This window comes from Lysinibacillus sp. FSL R5-0849, from assembly GCF_038595075.1.
Classification (GTDB): domain Bacteria; phylum Bacillota; class Bacilli; order Bacillales_A; family Planococcaceae; genus Lysinibacillus; species Lysinibacillus fusiformis.
In genome coordinates, this window is record NZ_CP152004.1 from 4,123,617 (window position 1) to 4,142,858 (window position 19,242).

Annotated in this window: 17 protein-coding genes and 1 riboswitch; of the genes, 5 read left to right on the forward strand and 12 right to left on the reverse strand. The window is 37.4% G+C overall.

Features of this window, described 5'->3' with window-relative positions; all coding sequences use genetic code 11:
• Nucleotides 1–3 precede the first annotated feature (3 nt).
• The 8 genes from MKY80_RS20435 to MKY80_RS20470 all read right to left on the reverse strand — a co-directional run bounded on the left by MKY80_RS20435 (nt 4) and on the right by MKY80_RS20470 (nt 13,186).
• Nucleotides 4–1,035 (reverse strand): fatty acid desaturase, encoded by a 1,032-nt coding sequence (locus tag MKY80_RS20435; protein ID WP_342530957.1) that lies wholly within the window; start codon nt 1,033–1,035, stop codon nt 4–6.
• Between the two features lie 108 nt (nt 1,036–1,143).
• Nucleotides 1,144–1,644: a GNAT family N-acetyltransferase gene (locus MKY80_RS20440; protein WP_107922846.1), complete on the reverse strand. Its 501-nt coding sequence runs from the start codon at nt 1,642–1,644 to the stop codon at nt 1,144–1,146.
• A 100-nt stretch (nt 1,645–1,744) separates the two neighbouring features.
• Nucleotides 1,745–5,176: a methionine synthase gene (gene metH, locus MKY80_RS20445; RefSeq protein WP_342530961.1), complete on the reverse strand. Its 3,432-nt coding sequence runs from the start codon at nt 5,174–5,176 to the stop codon at nt 1,745–1,747.
• A complete protein-coding gene (locus tag MKY80_RS20450; protein ID WP_090003209.1) occupies nt 5,169–7,016 on the reverse strand; it encodes a bifunctional homocysteine S-methyltransferase/methylenetetrahydrofolate reductase in 1,848 nt (615 codons plus the stop codon). The genes metH and MKY80_RS20450 overlap by 8 nt, the downstream gene beginning before the upstream one ends.
• A gap of 89 nt (nt 7,017–7,105) precedes the next feature.
• Nucleotides 7,106–7,205: riboswitch (SAM riboswitch) on the reverse strand.
• A gap of 102 nt (nt 7,206–7,307) precedes the next feature.
• Nucleotides 7,308–8,702 (reverse strand): protoporphyrinogen oxidase, encoded by a 1,395-nt coding sequence (locus MKY80_RS20455; RefSeq protein ID WP_107922849.1) that lies wholly within the window; start codon nt 8,700–8,702, stop codon nt 7,308–7,310.
• A 188-nt stretch (nt 8,703–8,890) separates the two neighbouring features.
• Entirely contained in the window at nt 8,891–10,183 is a 1,293-nt protein-coding gene (locus MKY80_RS20460; protein WP_008176893.1) for a globin-coupled sensor protein, read from the reverse strand.
• Nucleotides 10,184–10,811: 628 nt separating this feature from the next.
• Nucleotides 10,812–12,098, reverse strand: a complete 1,287-nt coding sequence (locus tag MKY80_RS20465) for a tetratricopeptide repeat protein (protein ID WP_008176896.1) — start codon at nt 12,096–12,098, stop codon at nt 10,812–10,814.
• A 71-nt stretch (nt 12,099–12,169) separates the two neighbouring features.
• Nucleotides 12,170–13,186, reverse strand: a complete 1,017-nt coding sequence (locus MKY80_RS20470; protein ID WP_342530966.1) for a YdcF family protein — start codon at nt 13,184–13,186, stop codon at nt 12,170–12,172.
• 184 nt (nt 13,187–13,370) lie between these two features.
• Between MKY80_RS20470 and MKY80_RS20475 the strand changes: the two genes are divergently transcribed.
• Both MKY80_RS20475 and MKY80_RS20480 read left to right on the forward strand, forming a co-directional pair.
• Entirely contained in the window at nt 13,371–13,835 is a 465-nt protein-coding gene (locus MKY80_RS20475; RefSeq protein ID WP_008176901.1) for a hypothetical protein, read from the forward strand.
• The gene (locus MKY80_RS20480; protein ID WP_008176904.1) at nt 13,823–14,110 is read left to right on the forward strand and encodes a DUF2653 family protein; all 288 of its coding nucleotides are present in this window, start codon (nt 13,823–13,825) and stop codon (nt 14,108–14,110) included. Before MKY80_RS20475 ends, MKY80_RS20480 begins: the two co-directional genes overlap by 13 nt.
• Nucleotides 14,111–14,158: 48 nt before the next feature.
• On the opposite strand, the gene MKY80_RS20485 is transcribed toward MKY80_RS20480, so the two are convergent.
• The 4 genes from MKY80_RS20485 to MKY80_RS20500 all read right to left on the reverse strand — a co-directional run bounded on the left by MKY80_RS20485 (nt 14,159) and on the right by MKY80_RS20500 (nt 17,766).
• Nucleotides 14,159–14,527 carry a potassium channel family protein gene (locus tag MKY80_RS20485; RefSeq protein WP_174804750.1) on the reverse strand — a complete coding sequence of 123 codons (369 nt, stop codon included), beginning with the start codon at nt 14,525–14,527 and terminating at the stop codon, nt 14,159–14,161.
• 107 nt (nt 14,528–14,634) lie between these two features.
• On the reverse strand, nt 14,635–16,257 hold the full coding sequence (locus MKY80_RS20490; protein ID WP_342530970.1) for an S-layer homology domain-containing protein: 1,623 nt from the start codon (nt 16,255–16,257) through the stop codon (nt 14,635–14,637).
• Nucleotides 16,258–16,359: 102 nt separating this feature from the next.
• Complete coding sequence (locus tag MKY80_RS20495; RefSeq protein WP_043990225.1) at nt 16,360–17,526, reverse strand: endonuclease Q family protein; 1,167 nt, start codon at nt 17,524–17,526, stop codon at nt 16,360–16,362.
• A gap of 69 nt (nt 17,527–17,595) precedes the next feature.
• Entirely contained in the window at nt 17,596–17,766 is a 171-nt protein-coding gene (locus tag MKY80_RS20500) for a hypothetical protein (protein WP_170844197.1), read from the reverse strand.
• Nucleotides 17,767–17,907: 141 nt separating this feature from the next.
• Between MKY80_RS20500 and MKY80_RS20505 the strand changes: the two genes are divergently transcribed.
• The 3 genes from MKY80_RS20505 to MKY80_RS20515 all read left to right on the forward strand — a co-directional run bounded on the left by MKY80_RS20505 (nt 17,908) and on the right by MKY80_RS20515 (nt 19,228).
• Nucleotides 17,908–18,489, forward strand: coding sequence for a TetR family transcriptional regulator (locus tag MKY80_RS20505; RefSeq protein ID WP_170844200.1), 582 nt, complete (start codon nt 17,908–17,910; stop codon nt 18,487–18,489).
• A gap of 71 nt (nt 18,490–18,560) precedes the next feature.
• Nucleotides 18,561–18,914, forward strand: coding sequence for an SMR family transporter (locus MKY80_RS20510; RefSeq protein WP_008176915.1), 354 nt, complete (start codon nt 18,561–18,563; stop codon nt 18,912–18,914).
• Nucleotides 18,914–19,228 carry an SMR family transporter gene (locus MKY80_RS20515; RefSeq protein ID WP_008176924.1) on the forward strand — a complete coding sequence of 105 codons (315 nt, stop codon included), beginning with the start codon at nt 18,914–18,916 and terminating at the stop codon, nt 19,226–19,228. The genes MKY80_RS20510 and MKY80_RS20515 overlap by 1 nt, the downstream gene beginning before the upstream one ends.
• The last annotated feature ends 14 nt before the right edge of the window (nt 19,229–19,242 follow it).

A 19,242-nucleotide genomic window follows, 5' to 3' on the forward strand; every position in this document is an offset into this window, starting at 1 on the left:
TAACTAAGCGGCAATACTGCCTTTTGCTTTCCGTTTTATAATTAATTCGACTTCTTTAAACGTTACAAATTTACTTTGCTCTTCATCATATAGCTTATAACGCAATGATTCTAAACTAGTTCGTAAAGTAATCGTTGTCGCCGTGTGTAATGGCGGCGTTTCATTATGAGCCTTTTCAAGATTATAGTTAGGTACACGAGGAGCCAAGTGATGGACATGATGGAAACCGATATTCCCTGTAACCCATTGTAAAATTTTCGGCAATTTGTAATATGAGCTACCTTCTACTGCAGCTTTCACATAATCCCACTCTGAATCATGTTCAAAGTAAGAATCTTCATATGTGTGCTGAATATAAAATAACCAAATTCCTAAAGCACCCGCAATAAATAGTGTCACACCTTGGACTAATAAAAATGCTTGCCAGCCCATAAAGAAGATTAAAGCGGCACAAACTCCGGCAATGGCAATATTCGTTAACATTGTGTTGGTACGTTCCTTTTGCTTTGCATCCTTACGATTAAAACGATTTAAAACAAGTACCATATATAAAGGTCCTAAACCAAACATTACAAATGGATTACGATAGAAGCGATACCATAATCGTTGACCCTTTGAGGATTGCATATATTCTTCCACAGTCATCATATCAATATCACCGATACCACGCTTGTCTAAGTTTGAGCTTGTTGCATGGTGAATTGTATGCTCACGCTTCCATTTTTCATATGGGAATGACGTTAACACTCCAGTAAAAAATCCAACCCAGTCGTTTGCCTTTTTACTTTTGAAAAATGACCCGTGTGTACAATCATGAAAGATAATAAAAGTTCTTACGACAAAACCAGCTGAAATAACGCTTAAACCAGCTGTTAGCCAAGGTGAAACATCAACTAACAAGTAACCTGCCACCCACAAAGCAAATAACGGTACAATGGTATTGATCATTTGAAAAACACTTTTACGCATATCTGATTTAGCAAAAGGCGCTACATCTTGGCGTAATTTTTTTGTTTTTTCTTTAATTGTTGCCATCTTTTACTCCCTCGTTTCCTTTTCCTTATGATCTCATCATAAAACAAGAGTATAAGTCAGCAACAGACGCAAACATCACAAAAAGGATATGACATTTGTCATATCCTTTTATGAATTGGGTCCAGTCAGATGCAGTTGATAGAACACAAGATCTAGCCATTGTTCAAATTTATAGCCTGCATTTTTAATGGTTCCTGCATATTCAAAGCCTAGTTTCTCATGTGCTTTAATACTACCAATATTTTCTCCATCTATACCAGCAACCAATGTCTTTACCCCTTGTTCCTTCGCTTTCTCTATTAGCTTAAGCATAAGATTCGTTGCAATACCTTTTTGATAGTGGTCCTTATGTACATAAACGGAGTGCTCCATTGTATATTTATAACCCGGATAAGGACGGAATTGACTATAAGTTGCAAAGCCAGCGACCATCCCATTATCGTCATATACAAACAACGGATTTCCTAATGCTTGCTGGTCGCTAAACCATTTCTTTTTTTCATCTAAAGATTGAATTTCATATCGATAGACTGCTTTGCTCGTTAAAATAATATCATTATAAATTTCTAACACCTCAGGTATATCTTTTTCTTCCATCAATCGAATCATTTTCCTCACGTCCTTCCGAAATTATCCTTACCTTCAATAGCAAGAAAAGAAGATATAGATAGGCAATCCATCCACTATCTATATCCTCATATTTTACGCCTTATACATTGAAGTATCGAGCATCAGGATGAGCAAAAACAATCGCCGATACAGATGCTTCTGGCTCCATCATAAAGCCTTCCGTTAAATGAACACCAATATCCTCAGGCTTTAATAAGCCAAACAATTTTTCTTGATCCTCTAAGTTTGGGCATGCTGGATAACCAAATGAAAAACGTTGCCCCTGATACTTAGCCGCAAAACGATCGCGCATCGTGAAGTCTGTCACGTCTGGGAAACCCCATTGATCACGAATTTCTTGATGCATGCGTTCAGCAAAGCCCTCTGCTAATTCTAGTGCCGTCGACTGCAAGGCATGACTTTCAAGAAATTTACCATCTTCTTTTAGTTGACGAGCTTTTGCCATAACTCCTTGCCCTGCTGTCACTACCATAAGTGCAACATAATCCATTTCTCCACTTTCTACCGTTCTTAAGAAATCAGCCAGGCATAAAAAAGGTTCGACCTGCTGACGTGGGAAAGTAAAACGTTCAATTTCTGTTTTGTTATCTGCTGGATCATAAATAATTACATCATCTCCATCTGCTTGGGCAGGGAAAAATTGATATAAACCTGAAGGCTTTAAAAGATCACTTTTTAAATAATCATCCACTAAATCTTTAAGCTCTGTTGCTCTAGGATCGCCAGCATCTAGTAATGGTTGAACTTGCCCTTTTAACCCCAGATGGTGCCCAAGCAATGTCCGCATATTCACATATGGATATAAATGTGAAACAGCATATTCTTTCTTTACATGACGACGCAAATCAGCCGGTAAAAATACGGGTGCTTCCTTTACTGTACGAGCAGGTTTTATTGTAATCTCTTTGACAGGACGAGCTGCTCGTTTTTCATCTGCCTCTAAACGTTTTTGGCGAGATTCCGCTATTTCTGCTAAGAAATTTTCACGTGTCCCCGCACCCATTAATAAATTGGCCTGCTCTAATCCCTGCATCGCATCCTTTGCGTAAATAACAGGACCACCATATTCATCAGCAATTTTTGTTTCCGTAAAACGCCGGGAAAGTGCAGCTCCACCTACTAAAATTGGTACATCAATTCCTGCCTCTTTGAAATCTTGGGCGGTAGTGACCATCTGCTGTGCTGATTTAACTAATAGACCTGATAACCCAATGAAATCTGGCTTTTCCTTGCGAATAGCTTCTATTAATTGAGCAGGCGTCACCTTAATACCTAAATCTACAACCTTAAAGCCATTGTTACTTAAAATAATATCAACAAGGTTTTTTCCAATATCGTGCACATCACCTTTTACAGTAGCAAGCACCATTTTCCCCTTGCCTGCACTCTCCTCATTCTTCTCCATGTATTGCTCTAAATGGGCAACAGCAGCCTTCATCACTCCAGCAGATTGTAAAACCTCTGCTACGATCAATTGGTTATCATTAAATAAACGACCAACCTCAGCCATCCCATTCATTAAAGGCCCATTTATAATATCAAGAGGTGACTCAAATATTTCTCGGGCAGCCTCTAAATCAGCAATAAGTCCTTCTTTGGTCCCCTCCAATATATAGTAGGCTAAGCGACCTTCTACAGTTTTCGGAATATCTGCTTCAGTCTTTTCCTTCTTTTTATCACGATAAAAATCGGTAAATACGGCTAATGTTTCATCATTTGTATTAAATAACAAGTCATTGGCTAGTTTAATTTCCGCTTCTGGAATTGAGGCATACCGTTCTAGCTTTTCAGTATTGACAATGGCATAATCTAAACCAGCCTGTGTACAATGATAAAGATATACAGCATTGAGAACCTCGCGTCCAACCGGTGGTAAGCCAAACGAAATATTACTAACTCCAAGCACCGTTAATGCACGGGGCATTTTTTCTTTAATGAGACGAATTCCTTCAATTGTTTCTAGTGCTGAGCCAATATATTGCTCATCTCCCGTTCCTACTGGGAACATTAATGGGTCAAAAATGATATCTTCAGGTTGCATTCCCCATTTTTCTGTGAGTAATTGATAGGAACGTTCAGCAATTTCAAGCTTCCGATGACGATCGACTGCCATCCCTGTTTCATCGATTGTTCCCACAACTAACGAGGCACCGTACTTTTTCACTAATGGCAATACGGCATCAAACCGTTCTTCACCATCTTCTAGATTAATAGAGTTAATGATGGCCTTCCCTTGCGAAAACTTGAGTGCCTCTTCAATAACCTTTTCGTCTGTGGAATCAATAACAAGTGGAACCTTAACTTTTTTCACGACCTCCTGCATAAAGCCACGGATATCTGCTAATTCATCACGATCTGGGTTCGCCAAGCAAATATCTATGACATGTGCGCCATTTTTCACTTGCGCCCTTGCGATCTCTGCTGCTTCCTCAAATTTCCCATCAATAATTAAGTTTTTGAATTTACGAGAACCAATAACATTTGTTCTTTCCCCAATAAATAACGGACGCATAGAATCATCGTATAGAAGTGGCTCGATACCTGATACTGCGTGACCATGCGTTTTTTCTGGTAGCTGACGAGGCTTTTCATCTTTTAAAATTTCACGTATAGCCGCAATATGTGCAGGAGTTGTACCACAGCATCCACCCACAATATTGAGCCAACCCTTTTCTGCAAATCCTTTTAATTTTTGCGATAAAGATTCTGGAGACTCATGATAACATCCTTCTTCATCAGGTAAGCCTGCATTTGGATAACAGCTAATATACCCCGTTGACAGCTCTGCTAATGAGCGAATATGATCCGTCATAAATTCAGGTCCCGTCGCACAGTTTAAGCCCACCGATAATGGTTGAATATGCTCGATGGAAATATAAAAGGCATCAATGGTTTGCCCTGCAAGAGTAGTCCCCATAGGCTCAATTGTTCCAGAAATCATCACAGGTAATTCTTTACCAGTTACCTCGAAAGCACGAGTTACCCCAAGGGTACCTGCTTTCACATTTAACATATCCTGACTTGTCTCTAGCAATAGCACATCTGCCCCTGCTTCAATCAATGCCTTTGCCTGCACAAAGAAATTTTCTTCTAATTCATCAAATGTAATGCCGCCTGTAACTGACAACGTCTTCGTTGTTGGACCCATTGCGCCTGCAACAAAGCGGGGCCAGTCGGAAGTCGTATAATTGTCAACTGCTTGACGGGCAATTTCAACTGCACGTTTATTAATTTCTTCCGCTTTTGCACCTAGATTATATTCATTTAATACAAGAGGTGTTCCACCAAATGTATTTGTACAAATAATATCTGCCCCTGCCTCTAAGTACTTATGATGAATTTTCTCAATGACATCAGGTCTAGTAAGCACTAAATTTTCATTACAGCCATCTAGGTCCTCTCCACCAAAATCATCTGCTGATAAGTTTTCATTTTGCAGCATGGTTCCCATTGCGCCATCTAGAATTAATATTCTTTTATCAAGTTGTTCTTCAATCATGTGCTTAGCCATTTATACTTACCCCTTTTTTCTGTTCATCCAATTGCTCTATATATTTCATTAATTCTAATGTCACATCGTAGCGTAAAAATGGTGTAATAAGGTAAATACCTTGGAAATATTGCGCAGCCACTTCTACTAATTCCTTGGCAATTGCAATCCCCTCAAGTGTAGCGCGTTCCTTATCTTCACCACATGCTTTCATCCTTGATAAAGCATCTTCAGATAATTTTATGCCTGGCACCTCATGATGTAAAAACTCTGCACTTTTATAACTCGTAACGGGCATAATGCCAATATAAATCGGTGCTTGTAAATGCTTCGTTGCTTCATATATTTCTATAATTTTTTCCTTTGTATAAACAGGCTGTGAAATGAAATAGTCTGCTCCATGCTCAATCTTTTTTTCTAAGCGTGCCACAGCACGATCTAAAACACGAACATTAGGGTTAAATGCAGCAGCCACAGAGAAGTTAGCCTTTTTCCGTAGTGGTTTCCCTGAGAAAGAAACCCCTTCATTTAATTGTTTAATTAATTGGATAAGCTCCATCGAGGAGACATCATATACGCTAGTGGCACCAGGGAAATCTCCAACCTTCGTTGGGTCACCCGTAACAGCTAGCACATCATGAATTCCTAAGGCATTTAACCCCATTAAATGTGATTGAAGACCAATTAAATTACGATCTCGACAGGTAATATGTGTAAGGGGGCGCACGCCATTAGTACTTTTCAATAACGCCCCCATTGCAATATTGCTAATACGTGGGGATGCCAATGAATTGTCTGCCATCATCACTACATCGGCACCTGCCTCATATAGTTGTTTGGCCCCTTCAAGAAATCCATCTATTTCTAAGTGTCTAGGTGTATCCAACTCTACGATGACCGAGCGTTCACGCTTTACTTTTTCATGAAGTGGTTCAAATTTAGCTGGCTCGGCATCACGAACAATTTCAATCTTTTTAGGCTTCGCATGCTTTTCACTAACTGGTGATAGCTCTTCTAAATACTTCTTTGCGGCTGCAATATGCTTTGGTGTCGTACCACAACAACCCCCAATTAAGCGAACACCCTGATCACGCAGTTCAACAGCAGCGCGACCAAAATAATCAGCCTCCGACTCATAAACAACACGCCCGTCCTCTAAATCTAATAGCGAAGCATTTGGATAGGCTGACATAAATGCCTTTGCCGGAAGTTCTACAGCCTCAAACGCTTGAATCGTATGATATGGACCTAGACGGCAATTGACACCAACAATATCTGCACCAAGAATCTCTAACTCATGTAGCGCATTATTTAAAGACATACCATTTTGTAAAACACCAGGCTCATGCATAGATACTTGAGCAATTATCGGTATATTAGTTTTGGCGCGTAGCACGTTTAATGTTGCTGTTAATTCTTCAAAATCATAATAAGTTTCGAGTAAAAGGCCATCAGGATTTCCTGCAAGTAACACACTTGCCTGCTCTTCAACGGTCGCTAATATGTCATCTAATGTTGCATCGCTTTTACGAATGCCACGAATTCCACCAATTGTTCCTAAAACAAATTGACCGCCATCCGCTGCTGCTCGCTTAGCAATAGTAATAGCTGCTTCATTAAATTGTTTGACACTTGATTCTAGTCCATAGCGAGCTAATTTAATGGCATTGGCACCGTACGTATTCGTTTGAATAATATCAGCACCCGCTGCGATATATTCTCTATGAATCTTTTCAATTAATTCAGGTCTCTGAACATTCATTTCCTCATGACAATACTCCAATCCATAGCCATACAACACTGTGCCTATTGCACCGTCTGCCGTCAATACATGCGTTTTTAATTTTTCAAGCAATCCCATAAAACTAGCCTCTCTTCCTCTATTTCTGTATAATAAAAAGCCTTCTTTTATATAAAAAGAAGGCTTTAACGACTCATCATTATTGTTCCTTCTCATCTTCGACTCAACGGTCTTCTGGATTTAGCACCTGACAAAAAGTTGGTTGCTGAAGCTTCAATGGGCCAGTCCCTCTGCTTCTCTTGATAAGAATTATTAAGTATGAATTTTTTAAATAATTAAAAGAATCATATCGTTTACAGACGAATGAGTCAAGACTATTTCACATAACAAAGAAATTATTTGCTTAAAAACTTAGAAATTGGATAGTTCTTCTGCAAGCTCTTCACCAATTTTTTTCCCATTTTGAATGCAAGCACCAATACCTACTCCAAAATAAGAGCAACCCGCTATCGATAAATTCGGATAGTTTTCATTCAGCTCTAGTAGTAAGCCTTGTAGCGCTTCCCGGTGAGCTAAGTCATATTTAGGCATTTGATCAATCCACTTTGTGACATTCACAACGGTTGGCTTTTCATCAATTCCTAGGCTTTTCCGAACATCTTCTAAAGCGACGGCTGCCAATTCGTCGTCAGTCATTTTACGTAACTGCTCATACGCCGGATTAATACTCTTATAGAATAGGCGAACAAGTAGTTGATTGTTTTTCGATGTATGCTTCCACTTGCGACTCGTCCAAGTTGCTGCATTACAAGTGACATCAGAATTATGCGATACAATATAGCCTGTTCCATCCGCAGGTAAGTTTGCATCAGGCACATCAAAGCCTAGATAAATAGTAATGGCTGATGCTGTAGTAAACTGATCAAAATAATGTGTTAAGGAGTCGTCCTGTAATATACTTTGAACCGCTTCATTCGGTAGCGCTAGAACAACATAATCTGCCTCAATGTATTGACCATTCGCTAATGAAATCGAATACTTGTTCCCCGTTTTTTGGACATGATTTGTGGCTACCCCTTTAATGATGTCTACCTCTGTTAATGTCTGTTCTAATCGCTCAATTAAAGAGGATAATCCATTTTGAAATGAAATAAATTTTTTATTAGCAGCTTTAACAAATTGCTCACGATTCGCATCAAAACCTTTTATGATACTTCCATAGTCATTTTTATAGTCAATTAAATACGGTAAAGTGGAGGCAATAGAAAGTTGGTGTAAATCACCAGAATAGACACCTGCTAAAACAGGTGCAATTTGATTTTCCACAAGCTCTTCGCCAAGATAATAAGTTAAAAATTCCCCTATTGAGCTTTCTTTTGTAAAACCTGCATTGGGTAAAGTTAAATCTTTTAAAGCTTCTTGTTTGGCCTGGTCAGAGATAAGTGTGCTTTCCTCAAGTGATGCCACACTCATAGGTATACCGAAAGTAGAATCCGCTGGAATGGCGTGCAGCTCGTTATTTGTATAAATATAGGATATACCTGTTTCGTTGTAAACGAGATGATCTTCAAAGTCTAGCTCCTGCACTAGCTCCATTACACCTTTATGGCGAGCTACGATTGAATCAGCACCAGTTTCCATAATAAAACCTTGTTCATAGGCCGAATATAGTTTGCCACCTAAATATGTATTTTTTTCTACGAGCACTAGCTGAACATCTAAATTTTTTTCCTTCACTTGGCGTTGCAGATAATGCATTGTGCATAAACCAGTAATACCGCCACCTAATACAACAACTGTTTTCATAGTAAACCGCCCCTATTTTTAGTTCTGTCTACAGTATAAACTTATTTTCATTGAAAATTACGTTAAACCCTTTACAAATTTAGCAAAAATAGAGCTATCTCAACTGTGAGATAACTCTAGCTCCAAGAATATGCTTCTAAACACACATTATAATGAGTACTATAGTGTTTAATATAGCTACTAGTGATCTAGCTTTTTAAATTTTGGGCAAAGCTAGCTAATTTTTCTGCTGAGTTCGTTACTTCAGTAAAAGAACTACCCAACCCACTTAATATACCTGCGATTGCTTGTATTTTCGTCGCCATGCAATCATTTTGATCTTTTGCTTCTGTCATTGCCCCTACTATATTTGTAAATTGTCCTTCCGTGTGTAACATATTATCCTCACCAGATGCCACCTCATCTTGGATATGAATGAGAGATTGCTCTAATTTCCCGGTGCGTTCACTCGTTTTTTGCAACAATAATGCAACAGCGGTGACAGATTCCTTTGTTTGAATGGATAATTTACGTACTTCATCAGCTACTACACTAAATCCCTTCCCTGCTTCTCCGGCACGGGCTGCTTCAATAGCAGCATTTAAGGCCAACAAATTGGTCTGATTGGCAATATTGGTAACGACACTCATAATCGTTTCCATTTCCTTCGACATATCAGATAATTGTTCAATATTTTCTTCTATATCATGAAGAGATTGAATAATATTATGCATATTTAGTGATTGTTTCTTTAAACATTCACGTCCATCCAGTGCTTGGTTTTCAGCCAGCGTAGACACTTCTAGCGATCTCTTTGCCAATTGTTCAATTTCCCCAGACTGCTCGCTTAGTCTGCAAAATGAATTATTGGTTTCCTGTGAAATGGTCGCAAGCAATTCAGAGGAGTGTACAATTTGTCGTTCAATTGCTTCTTTTTCTAGTTCCATGTTTTCTTTATGCTGTTCAACTGTATTTTCATATGCCTCTAAAACAAGTTGCTGCTCGAAATTACAAATTTTAGAAATGGCCCTTATTGTATTAAACTGATCTCGCGGATGATCGATATGCTGTTCAACCAAGTCTATAAATGAGAGAGATAAATCTTGGAACGCGCAAATATACCATTGTGTTCTAAGCCCAATATGTACGTGCACCTTTGCAATTTTCACACGCCTTTGGTAAAATTCCTCATCAATCGTTCCGTTAAACATTTCAATAATGTGCTGCCGTAACGTTATTTTAAGCTTTTCTACAGAACTATGATGACTAATAATATTTACCAAATGTTGTTCGGTACCGATCATATTGTAAAAACGGTTTACGATGTGATCAACATTGTCCATAACATACGGCTGGAATGCTTTTAAATATTGTAAGTCTTGCTTCGTTACATTTAGCATTTCAATTTGCTTCACCATTAATTGGCGATTAGACAGCTCCATTTTCACCGTATATTGCTGTAAATCCAACGCCTTCGTCTTACTCTGTTTTTGAAAAATCACTTATCTTCCCTCTTTCGTTCCGTTTACTTTATCAGGCTGAGAAACAATAAATACCTTTTAGCATATTGATTGATACAACAAAAAATACCGATTAATAGGCTGACCATATTACTATGTTCCCATTTGCTTCAACTATTTCATTTGTCACACTGCTTCCTCCAAAAGCAGCCACACATTGTTCTATCATGAATAAAAGGTGAATTGCACTCAACTAACAGATTTTCTCTATACATTGACTACAGTCGATTTATTTATGTATGATTTCATTTCAAAATTACTCATTTACCTTAAACATTTTAAAAATTACTGTCAATTTTATTTATACCATAATTTTACATAACATATATATAAAGTCCTTACTACTACATTGTCTGAATTTCACCAAAAAAAAGCTACCACAATATTATTGGTAGCCTTTTGTTTCATTTGTTTGTTTGATTATGCTTATTTTTTTTATCTTTTTTCTATTTTTCAATTGATTATCATTAAATTTCACTATATTAATATTTTATACCCTTATTCTAAATAATTATAAATACTCATAAATAAACCCTCATACAATACAAAAGGATTATTAACTTAGACCATATAAATAATCTTAATGAACCATTAAATTTTAATATAAAATTTACAATTCCTTAAGTTCCTCTACTAATTTTGCGGCTTCTTCTATGCCAGCATCTGCTGCAAGTCCATACCACTTAATAGCCTCCTTCAGATTTCTGGCCACTCCCACACCTTTATTATATATATGACCAAGCTGTAGCTTCGCATCTGCATCGCCTTGCAGAGCAGCCTGTTTAAACCAATGAATGCCCTTTTCAATATTTCGAATGCCTGTTAAGCCTTTACTCCAAATAAATCCTAGATCATAAAAGGCATCGATATGAAATTGCTCTGCTGCTCTTTCATACCAAAATAAACCTCGATTTATATCTTTTGCTTGATCAAGACGCCCCTCTAGATATATACCGCCTAGACGATACTGTGCGTCCACATATCCTGTTTCGGCAGACTTTTTATACGCATTAAAAGCTGCATTCGTATCTTTTTTGACTCCTAATCCTTGCTCATACATAATTCCTAGCGTAAACATAGCCTCCGCCACATTCTTACTAGCTGCAAAATCAAACCATTTTCTTGCTAGAGTAAAATCCTGCGGCACACCCTCTCCATTAAAGTACATATCCGCTAAATTATTGGCAGCATCGGCATGCCCCTGTAAAGCAGCCTTTTCATATAAAGAAAAAGCCTGAGTATAATTCTCCTCAACACCGACTCCCTCAAAATAAAAATTCCCTAGCACGTATTGCGCATCTGCATTTCCTTGGGCTGCGGCTAATTCGAACCATTTTAGTGATTTTTCAGGTTGAAAACAATTCCCTTCCTTAGCATTGTAATACTCCCCTAGCTGATATTGTGCATCCGTGTCCTGATCCTCAACCGCCTCTTTATATAGATCAATCATTACCTCATGATCTAAGTCTTCTTCATCTAAAATCTTGACTTGATTATCCTGATGGCAGAAATACCATTCAACTACATCAAGTACATCATCTACCACTTCTATTCTGCTTGTTAATCTTTCGAGGGATGAAATTTGCCAAATGAGTATATAGATTGGTTGTGGAATAGCATCACGCAACACATCATCATACTCTGCTAACAGCGTTAATACATTGTCCTGCACAGATTGAATTTGATCTGAATGGACAATTTGCAAATGTCGCTGTTGCTGATCTTTTAATAACCCTCGCACTATTTGATACAGTATTTTTTGCAAGGCTGTTAAGTTAACTTCAGTGAATGTTAGTAATTTTATATGTTGAGCAAACCATGTATTTTTCGTTTGTATGATTTCTTGTAGGGAATGAATGCGTTCCTTATTGCGCTTAGCTAAAATTTGCTCGTACATTGTTTTCCTCCCTTGCACATTATGTAAAAAACTGCCTTGCCACTATTATATGGAAGACAGTTGAATTTTGGTTACACATATGCTCGCAACAGTAAGCCTATAAATAGCGCAATGATTAAAAAAACTGTAATATGGGCCCATTTATTCATTTCTAATAAGCCTATAAATTCTCTTGTAAATGCATTAGGGACATAGTAGAAGGCTGTTTTTGAGCCAACCCCTTCTGCATCTAGTTTTGCTTTTTTTGCATAGAGACTTGCGCGAAATACGTGAAAATTATTTGTCACAAATATGGAACGGTATTTTTCGCCTTGAGCATGTTGATCCATTATGTTTTTCGTAAAAATCATATTTTCTTCTGTATTGGTCGACTGATCTTCCATTAGAATTTTATTCGCAGGAATATCATGGACATCTAATAAATAGGTTTTCATAGCCCTAGCCTCTGATACTTTTTCATCAGTCCCTTGACCACCTGAGACAATGATAAATGGTCTTTCCCCGTACTTTTTGTATTGCTTTACCGCTTCATTTAAGCGACTTGCTAAAAGTGGTGGAACTCTATCGCCAATTAATCCTGATCCTAGGGCTATTATATAATTTGGTTCATAGCGAATAGGTGTGAAATGATACAATACAGCATATGCTAGGACACTTGTGTATAAAAACATTGTATAGCCAAAAATTAAAAACGCATAGAAGAAAAGAATATGCCAAAGCACATTTTCAATCTGAATAAAAATGACGAATACATACCATATCATCATAATAACAAAACTTAGCCCCAAAATAGCTAACATTAAATTCCGTACTTTACGTCCTTCCTTCTCTAACAAAACCTTACTATTGAAAAACATGGCTATAGATAAAATAAACATGATACTAGGAAAGCTTCCTAGCATAATAAAAATTCCCATTTCTGAAATGATGCCCTGATCATTTGGCAGTAATAAAGGATAGTGTATAATGATCGCTCTGATTATATATATCCCTATTAAACCAAGAGCTACCGCGTTGAGGAAACGCCTTTTTTCTGTCAGATACAGCAATAAAAATATGGAGATGAAGGTTATTAATGTGACTAGCATCGTTTCACCCCTTTCTATTGTATAATTTTCACAAATACTTCATCTGTCACTATTTGTTCAAATTTTTTGATATTGCTCATTTCTAGAAGGTATTGGTTTTATTTTTTAATAAAGTTCATGTAATATTACTATATAAGAACTAGTTTATGACCAAACCAAAAATTATATTGGAGGAATGTAAGTAATGAAAAAAATTCTTGCCGCTCTATTTGCAGCGACACTAATATTTTCCACAGTTGGTGCAACATTATTCATCTCTGATACACCAACAGCAGAGGCTAAATCCTATAAATCAGGTAAAAAAGGCTTCTCAAACAATAACAATAGCTCAAATATCCAGAAGTCTCAGGACACTTCTAAAGATCAAAAAAATGCCACAACAAATAAAAACAACACAAACTCAACAAATAAAGCTGATACAACCAAAAAAGGTGGTTTCTTCTCAGGTGGCCTTATGAAAGGATTAATGCTTGGGGGACTTGCAGGTTTATTATTCGGTAGCTTATTTAGCGGTATGGGTTTACTAGGAAATATTTTAGGTTTACTCATTAACGTAGCTGCAATTGCCGTTATTGTGATGCTAGTCGTAAAAATTATGAATATGTTTAAAGATAAAAAACGCAAAGAGGAAGCCCAATGGCACAAATAATTAACGAGCAAGATATTATTAACGCTATTTGTTTATCTCAAGCGTATTATAAGAGCATTCGCCCCGAGGATGTTATCGTCGAATTGACATACGATGATGACACAGGCTTCGGTGCGGAGGTTGAAGTAAATGGTCAAATCGAAATACTCAATACAGGAGCCATGATTGGTGCCTTGCGTGTTTGGATAAAAGATGTTCTCCATGGTGATCCTTTTTCAACAGGTATTGAACTTGTTTTAGACGATGAAGAAGGCATTATAGCAAAGCTTTCATAAAATATAGCCGTACAATGAATCTTTCATCAGATTCATTGTACGGCTATTCTACTTTTTCAAATGTTTCTTAACCGCAACCTCTTCCTCTTCATTTAAGGAAAAGTCTACAATAGAGCGGCCAAGCGTGAGCAACATAATAAACATTACACCCGTACCTACAATTAGATAGATCATTGTAAAAATCTTGGAGAACGAGGTTGTTGGGTATAGCCCCGTTTCTACGCCTGTTGGAATCAAGCTGACTACAGCAAAATACATAGCATCTAGCCAATACCAACCCTCTGTCCCCTTGTAAAACAAAGTACCCGATAGAATGATGAGGAATAGTGTCGTAAATAATGATAGGAACTGTGGTCGTTTAAATGACCGCCACAATCCTTTAACTAATCTTTTGGCAGATAAAATAAATGAAAACATCCTCATTTTCCTCTCTTTTTTACTATATTCAGTCTAGTAAGACTATACTTTGTTTATAAACATAACGTCAAAAGGTAGAGATGTTGTTTCACCCCTACCTTTATTTTTTATTTACTAAATAATTGATTCAGATTCACCATCATTTTAGCTGTTTGCCCTCTTGTAGTTGAAGCTGCCGGTGAATACTTCTGTCCATCTCCCGACACAATTCCTAGCTCAAACAACATCGTAATGGCATGTTTTGTCTCTGCATTATAAGATGCAATATCTGTAAATGGTGAGCTTCCTTGGACAATATAAGGCTGTTTAAATTGTTGCTCGTAGGCACGCTCAATCATCAATGCTAATTCAGCGCGTGTTACAGGTTTTGCAGGGTTAAACTTCCCATCGGCTCCCTTAATAATGCCATGTGCATACGCTGCCGCAATTTCCGACTGTGTTTTCGCATTATAATTAACGATATCTGTAAATGGCGCTTTTTCCTGCGTTGTTATTCCCAAACTTCTCACTAATATAGAGGCTACTTGTGCGCGTGTCACATTTTGATTAGGTTTAAATGTGCCATCTGGATAGCCATTCATCATCCCTGCTTCTGCTGCTTGTTGAATATAATCTTTTGCCCAATGATTCGCTGTATCTGTAAAACGAATTGTTTCTCCTGTAGTGAAAGTCGCTGTTGGATTTTGAACACTTTCATTACCAGCAGCATCAATTACTTTTACTGTAATTGTGTAGGCTGTATGCTCAGTCAAATCTGTAAGCGTCGTCTCGGTTGTATCAGCAGGTACTGTTGAAGTTAATTTGCCATTTACATATACTTTGTATTTCTCCACACCAACATTATCCGTCGCTTCTTGCCAATTTACATCCACCGTTTTACGATCTTTTACATGGACTTGAATAGCTTTCGTTACATCCCATAAGGTACTAGTTTTTATGATTGGTAAAAATGCCTCATTTGCTACTGCAAAATAACCTGCTTCACTTAAATGAATATTTTCTGGATTTGGAAGATAGCTTGGAACATCCTTTGCCACAACATCAGATGTAGGTACAAAAAACGCTCCAGCTTTTTCAACTGTCGTTTTAATAGTTGTATTCATTGTAGCCAATAGTATTTTAAATTGATTTTGTAAGCTCTCACTATAATATGGGAATGAATTGTAATAGCCCATCACATAAATTTCTGCTTGTGGATTTAATTTTTTTATTTCAGTTAAAATTGCTGCAATATTGGTTACAGCCTCTTTTGTAGCCTTTATGATGGCAAGTGTATCAATTCCGGCTGTCTGTGATTCTTTTAATATTGGCAGTAAGTCATTAGCGCCTACAGTTAACGTGATAATCTCTGCCTTTTTAATAGATGCTTTTAATTTAACCTGTTCCATAGGATAGCCAAAACCAGTCACTGTTTTGGCAACATCATTTTGTATATCTGCCAACACATTTTTTGTTGTATAGCCTGACATTGCAAAACCTTTATTATAAGAAGTAATGAAGCCCTCTTTTTGTAAAGCTTGTGCAACAAAATCTGTGTAGCCTAATCCAATTGCACCGACCTCATTCATTCCATGTGCAATTGAATCACCTAGAGCTATATAATCTGCCTGAGTAGTCCAACTTGGTGCTATGTAATCTCCTGTTTCTTCAGCAATCGCAGCGACAGGTATTGTTAATTGTAATGCAAGCATGCTTGTGGCTAAAAAACGGAATTTCTTTGAAAATTTCATACTTTCTCTCCCCTACCTAAAAATAGTAATTGTTTTAACTATTTTACTAGAAGGGAGTTAAAAATAGGTTAAAAAACCAATAATCTTTTTAAATCATTTTTGCTATTCAATGTGGACCTTCCCATAAATTCCACCACCACCAACTTCAATATTTAAATGACCTGTTCTCGCAGCATCTATTAATTTGGCCATTTTTTGTGGCACAATTTGTTCAAGTTGTTCAATGGTTACTCGATGTAAAATATTCATCTCTGTTCCAAATGCTTGCAGTAATCGTTCCATCATTTTTGGGCCAATACCAGGAATAAAATCGAGCGGTACTTGATGGATATACAGTGGTCTATTTTTTTCGTGTGTAAAATCCTCTGATAATTCCTGTATACGTGAAGCAACACCCTTTATGATTTGTGGACTTCCACAGTTCGAGCAAATTATAGCTTCGTTACTAAGTTGTTCTCCGCACTTACCACAAACTGTTTGATGATATTTACCAAGTAATGGATTCAAGCCATAATTGGCGATGATTGCTCGTCCCTGTTGTTCACGAAGAGCCATTTGTAATTCTACAAAGTTTGCGTCTGCTAATCGTAATTTTTGATACTCTCGTGCGAGTTTCCCAAGAGAATGCGCGTCAGAATTACTCACGAATGGATATGCTTGAAGCTCTTTAATATGGCGTACCATATTTGTATCTGAGCTTAACCCTAATTCAATTGCATCTATTAGCTGGGGATCAAAAACTTCTGTTAGACTGTGATGAACACCTTTGCCATATAAACTTTTAAAGGGAGTAAATACATGAGCAGGAATAAATAGCCCTCCCAACTCATGAACTTTTTGTTGCAATGTTCTTCCATCACAGTAAATTCGTTGTGAGCTTAAATGAATATTTTTCATATGCTGAGACATCCAATTTGAAAATTGCTCCATGAGCAATAATGTAGGAAAGTAAGCAAGCACATGAATGGGACCATGGCAATATTGATCATAGATTTCTATTTCTGAACCTGGTATCAGTGTCGTTTCTTGAAAACGCAGTCCACCCTCTGCCAGTTCCACGAGTTCACCTTGGTCAATCATCTCTTTCATTTCCTCTATAACCTCAGGCGAATGACAATCAATAATACCAATGATGTCCAGTCCTTTTCTTGCACTAGCAGTCTCTAATATGCGCGCTAATGTCAACGTTTTACTACCAGTAATTTTCACAGCACGTCCTTTAGCTGTGCGGCCAATATGAATATGTAAATCAGCATAAAACTCTTTCATGTTCATTCACTCCTTAAACGCTACTTAAAATGAAAATACCTTACATGACTGCAAGGCATTTCACATTTATTATGATGGATGATTATTGGTTGTGCTATTATTTTCCTCATAAGCCCCAGAGCTATTTGGTGGCATAGATGATGAATCATAGGCAACTAATGTGACACCCATTTTTTTCTCCAGTTCATTAATTTTCGCAAGTTGCTGTGAATCTAATTGTGCAAATTTAATGTTTTCCATTGTCATCAATCCTTTCAAACATAAAGTTCCCTGAAGTTAAAACAACTATACTCGCCGAAAATGACTGACTATCAGTCATTTTTCGTTGACATTCATTTTTCTCTCCTGTAACATACTAATAAGTAAGGCAAAGTGAGGGATATCATGTCAAAGGAAGAAAAAATTATTCAAGCAGCCATTGAAGTATTTCGAGAAAAAGGTATTGAAAAAACAAAGGTTTCAGATATCGTAAAGACAGCTGGTATTGCACAAGGAACATTTTATCTTTATTTCCCATCGCGTCTTTCGGTTATGCCCGCTATTGCCAAAAATATGGTAGAGCGCATTATGGCTACTGTCGAAGAAGGTGTTTCAGATCATAAACCCTTTGAACAGCAGCTTGAAGAAGTGGTAGAGATGATTTTCTTAATTACGAAAGAATATGGAGATATTGTCGCACTTATTTATGCGGGTATTGCACAAACTGAGCATTTGAAAGAGTGGGAAAACATCTATTCACCCTACTATGCTTGGATGAGTCATTTTTTATTAACGGCTCAGCGACAAGGAATCATCCGAGATTCCATTAATCCATCGCGATCAGCCAAGCTTATCATTGGTCTAATCGAATCTGCTGCCGAACAAATTTATTTGTTTGACGATAGCAAGGATGAAACCATGCAGCAGCTTAAGCTTGAGCTTCTAGACTTTTTATATCACGCACTTGGCCTACGCCACGCATAAGTGGCGTTCTCTTTTATCTCAAAAATGACTGAATGTCAGTCATAAAATTCTACTACGGAAGGAATTTATTTATGCAAAAAGAATGGATGTATGTTGGACTAACAAGTTTATTTGAATTGTTTTGGATATTCGGTTTTAACGTAGCAAATACATGGTGGCATTGGATCATTATTGTATCTATTATCGCTGTTGATTTTCACTTCTTATCGAAGGCTTGTGAAAAACTCCCTACGGGTACTGTCTACGCAATTTTCGCTGGAGCAGGTGCAATTGGTACTACATTAATGGATATTTTTATTTTCAATGGTGATTTTAATGCAATTAAAGGGATATTCATGGTTATTTTAGTATTGGGCGTTATTGGCCTAAAATTGGCGGATAATCCATCGAAGGATACTAGTACGACAAAAGGAGTGGATGCATAATGGGCTGGGTATTCGTTATATTAGCAGCAGTGGCGGAAATAGTCGGTGTCATTGGTTTACGCTTTTATAGTCAACATAAAACCGTACGAAATTTATTATTATACGTCGGAGGCTTTGGTTTATCCTTTGCACTTTTATATGCTTCCTTCAACTATTTACAACTAAGCATCGCCTATGTTGTTTGGGTTGGTATTGGAACTGTAGGTGCCGTGCTGGTCAATATTATGTTCTTTGGGGAATCTAAAAACCTTGCACGAATCATCAGCATCATTGCGATTATCATTGGAGTTGCAGGTTTAAAAGCGGTATCTTAATAGTAGATGACAAA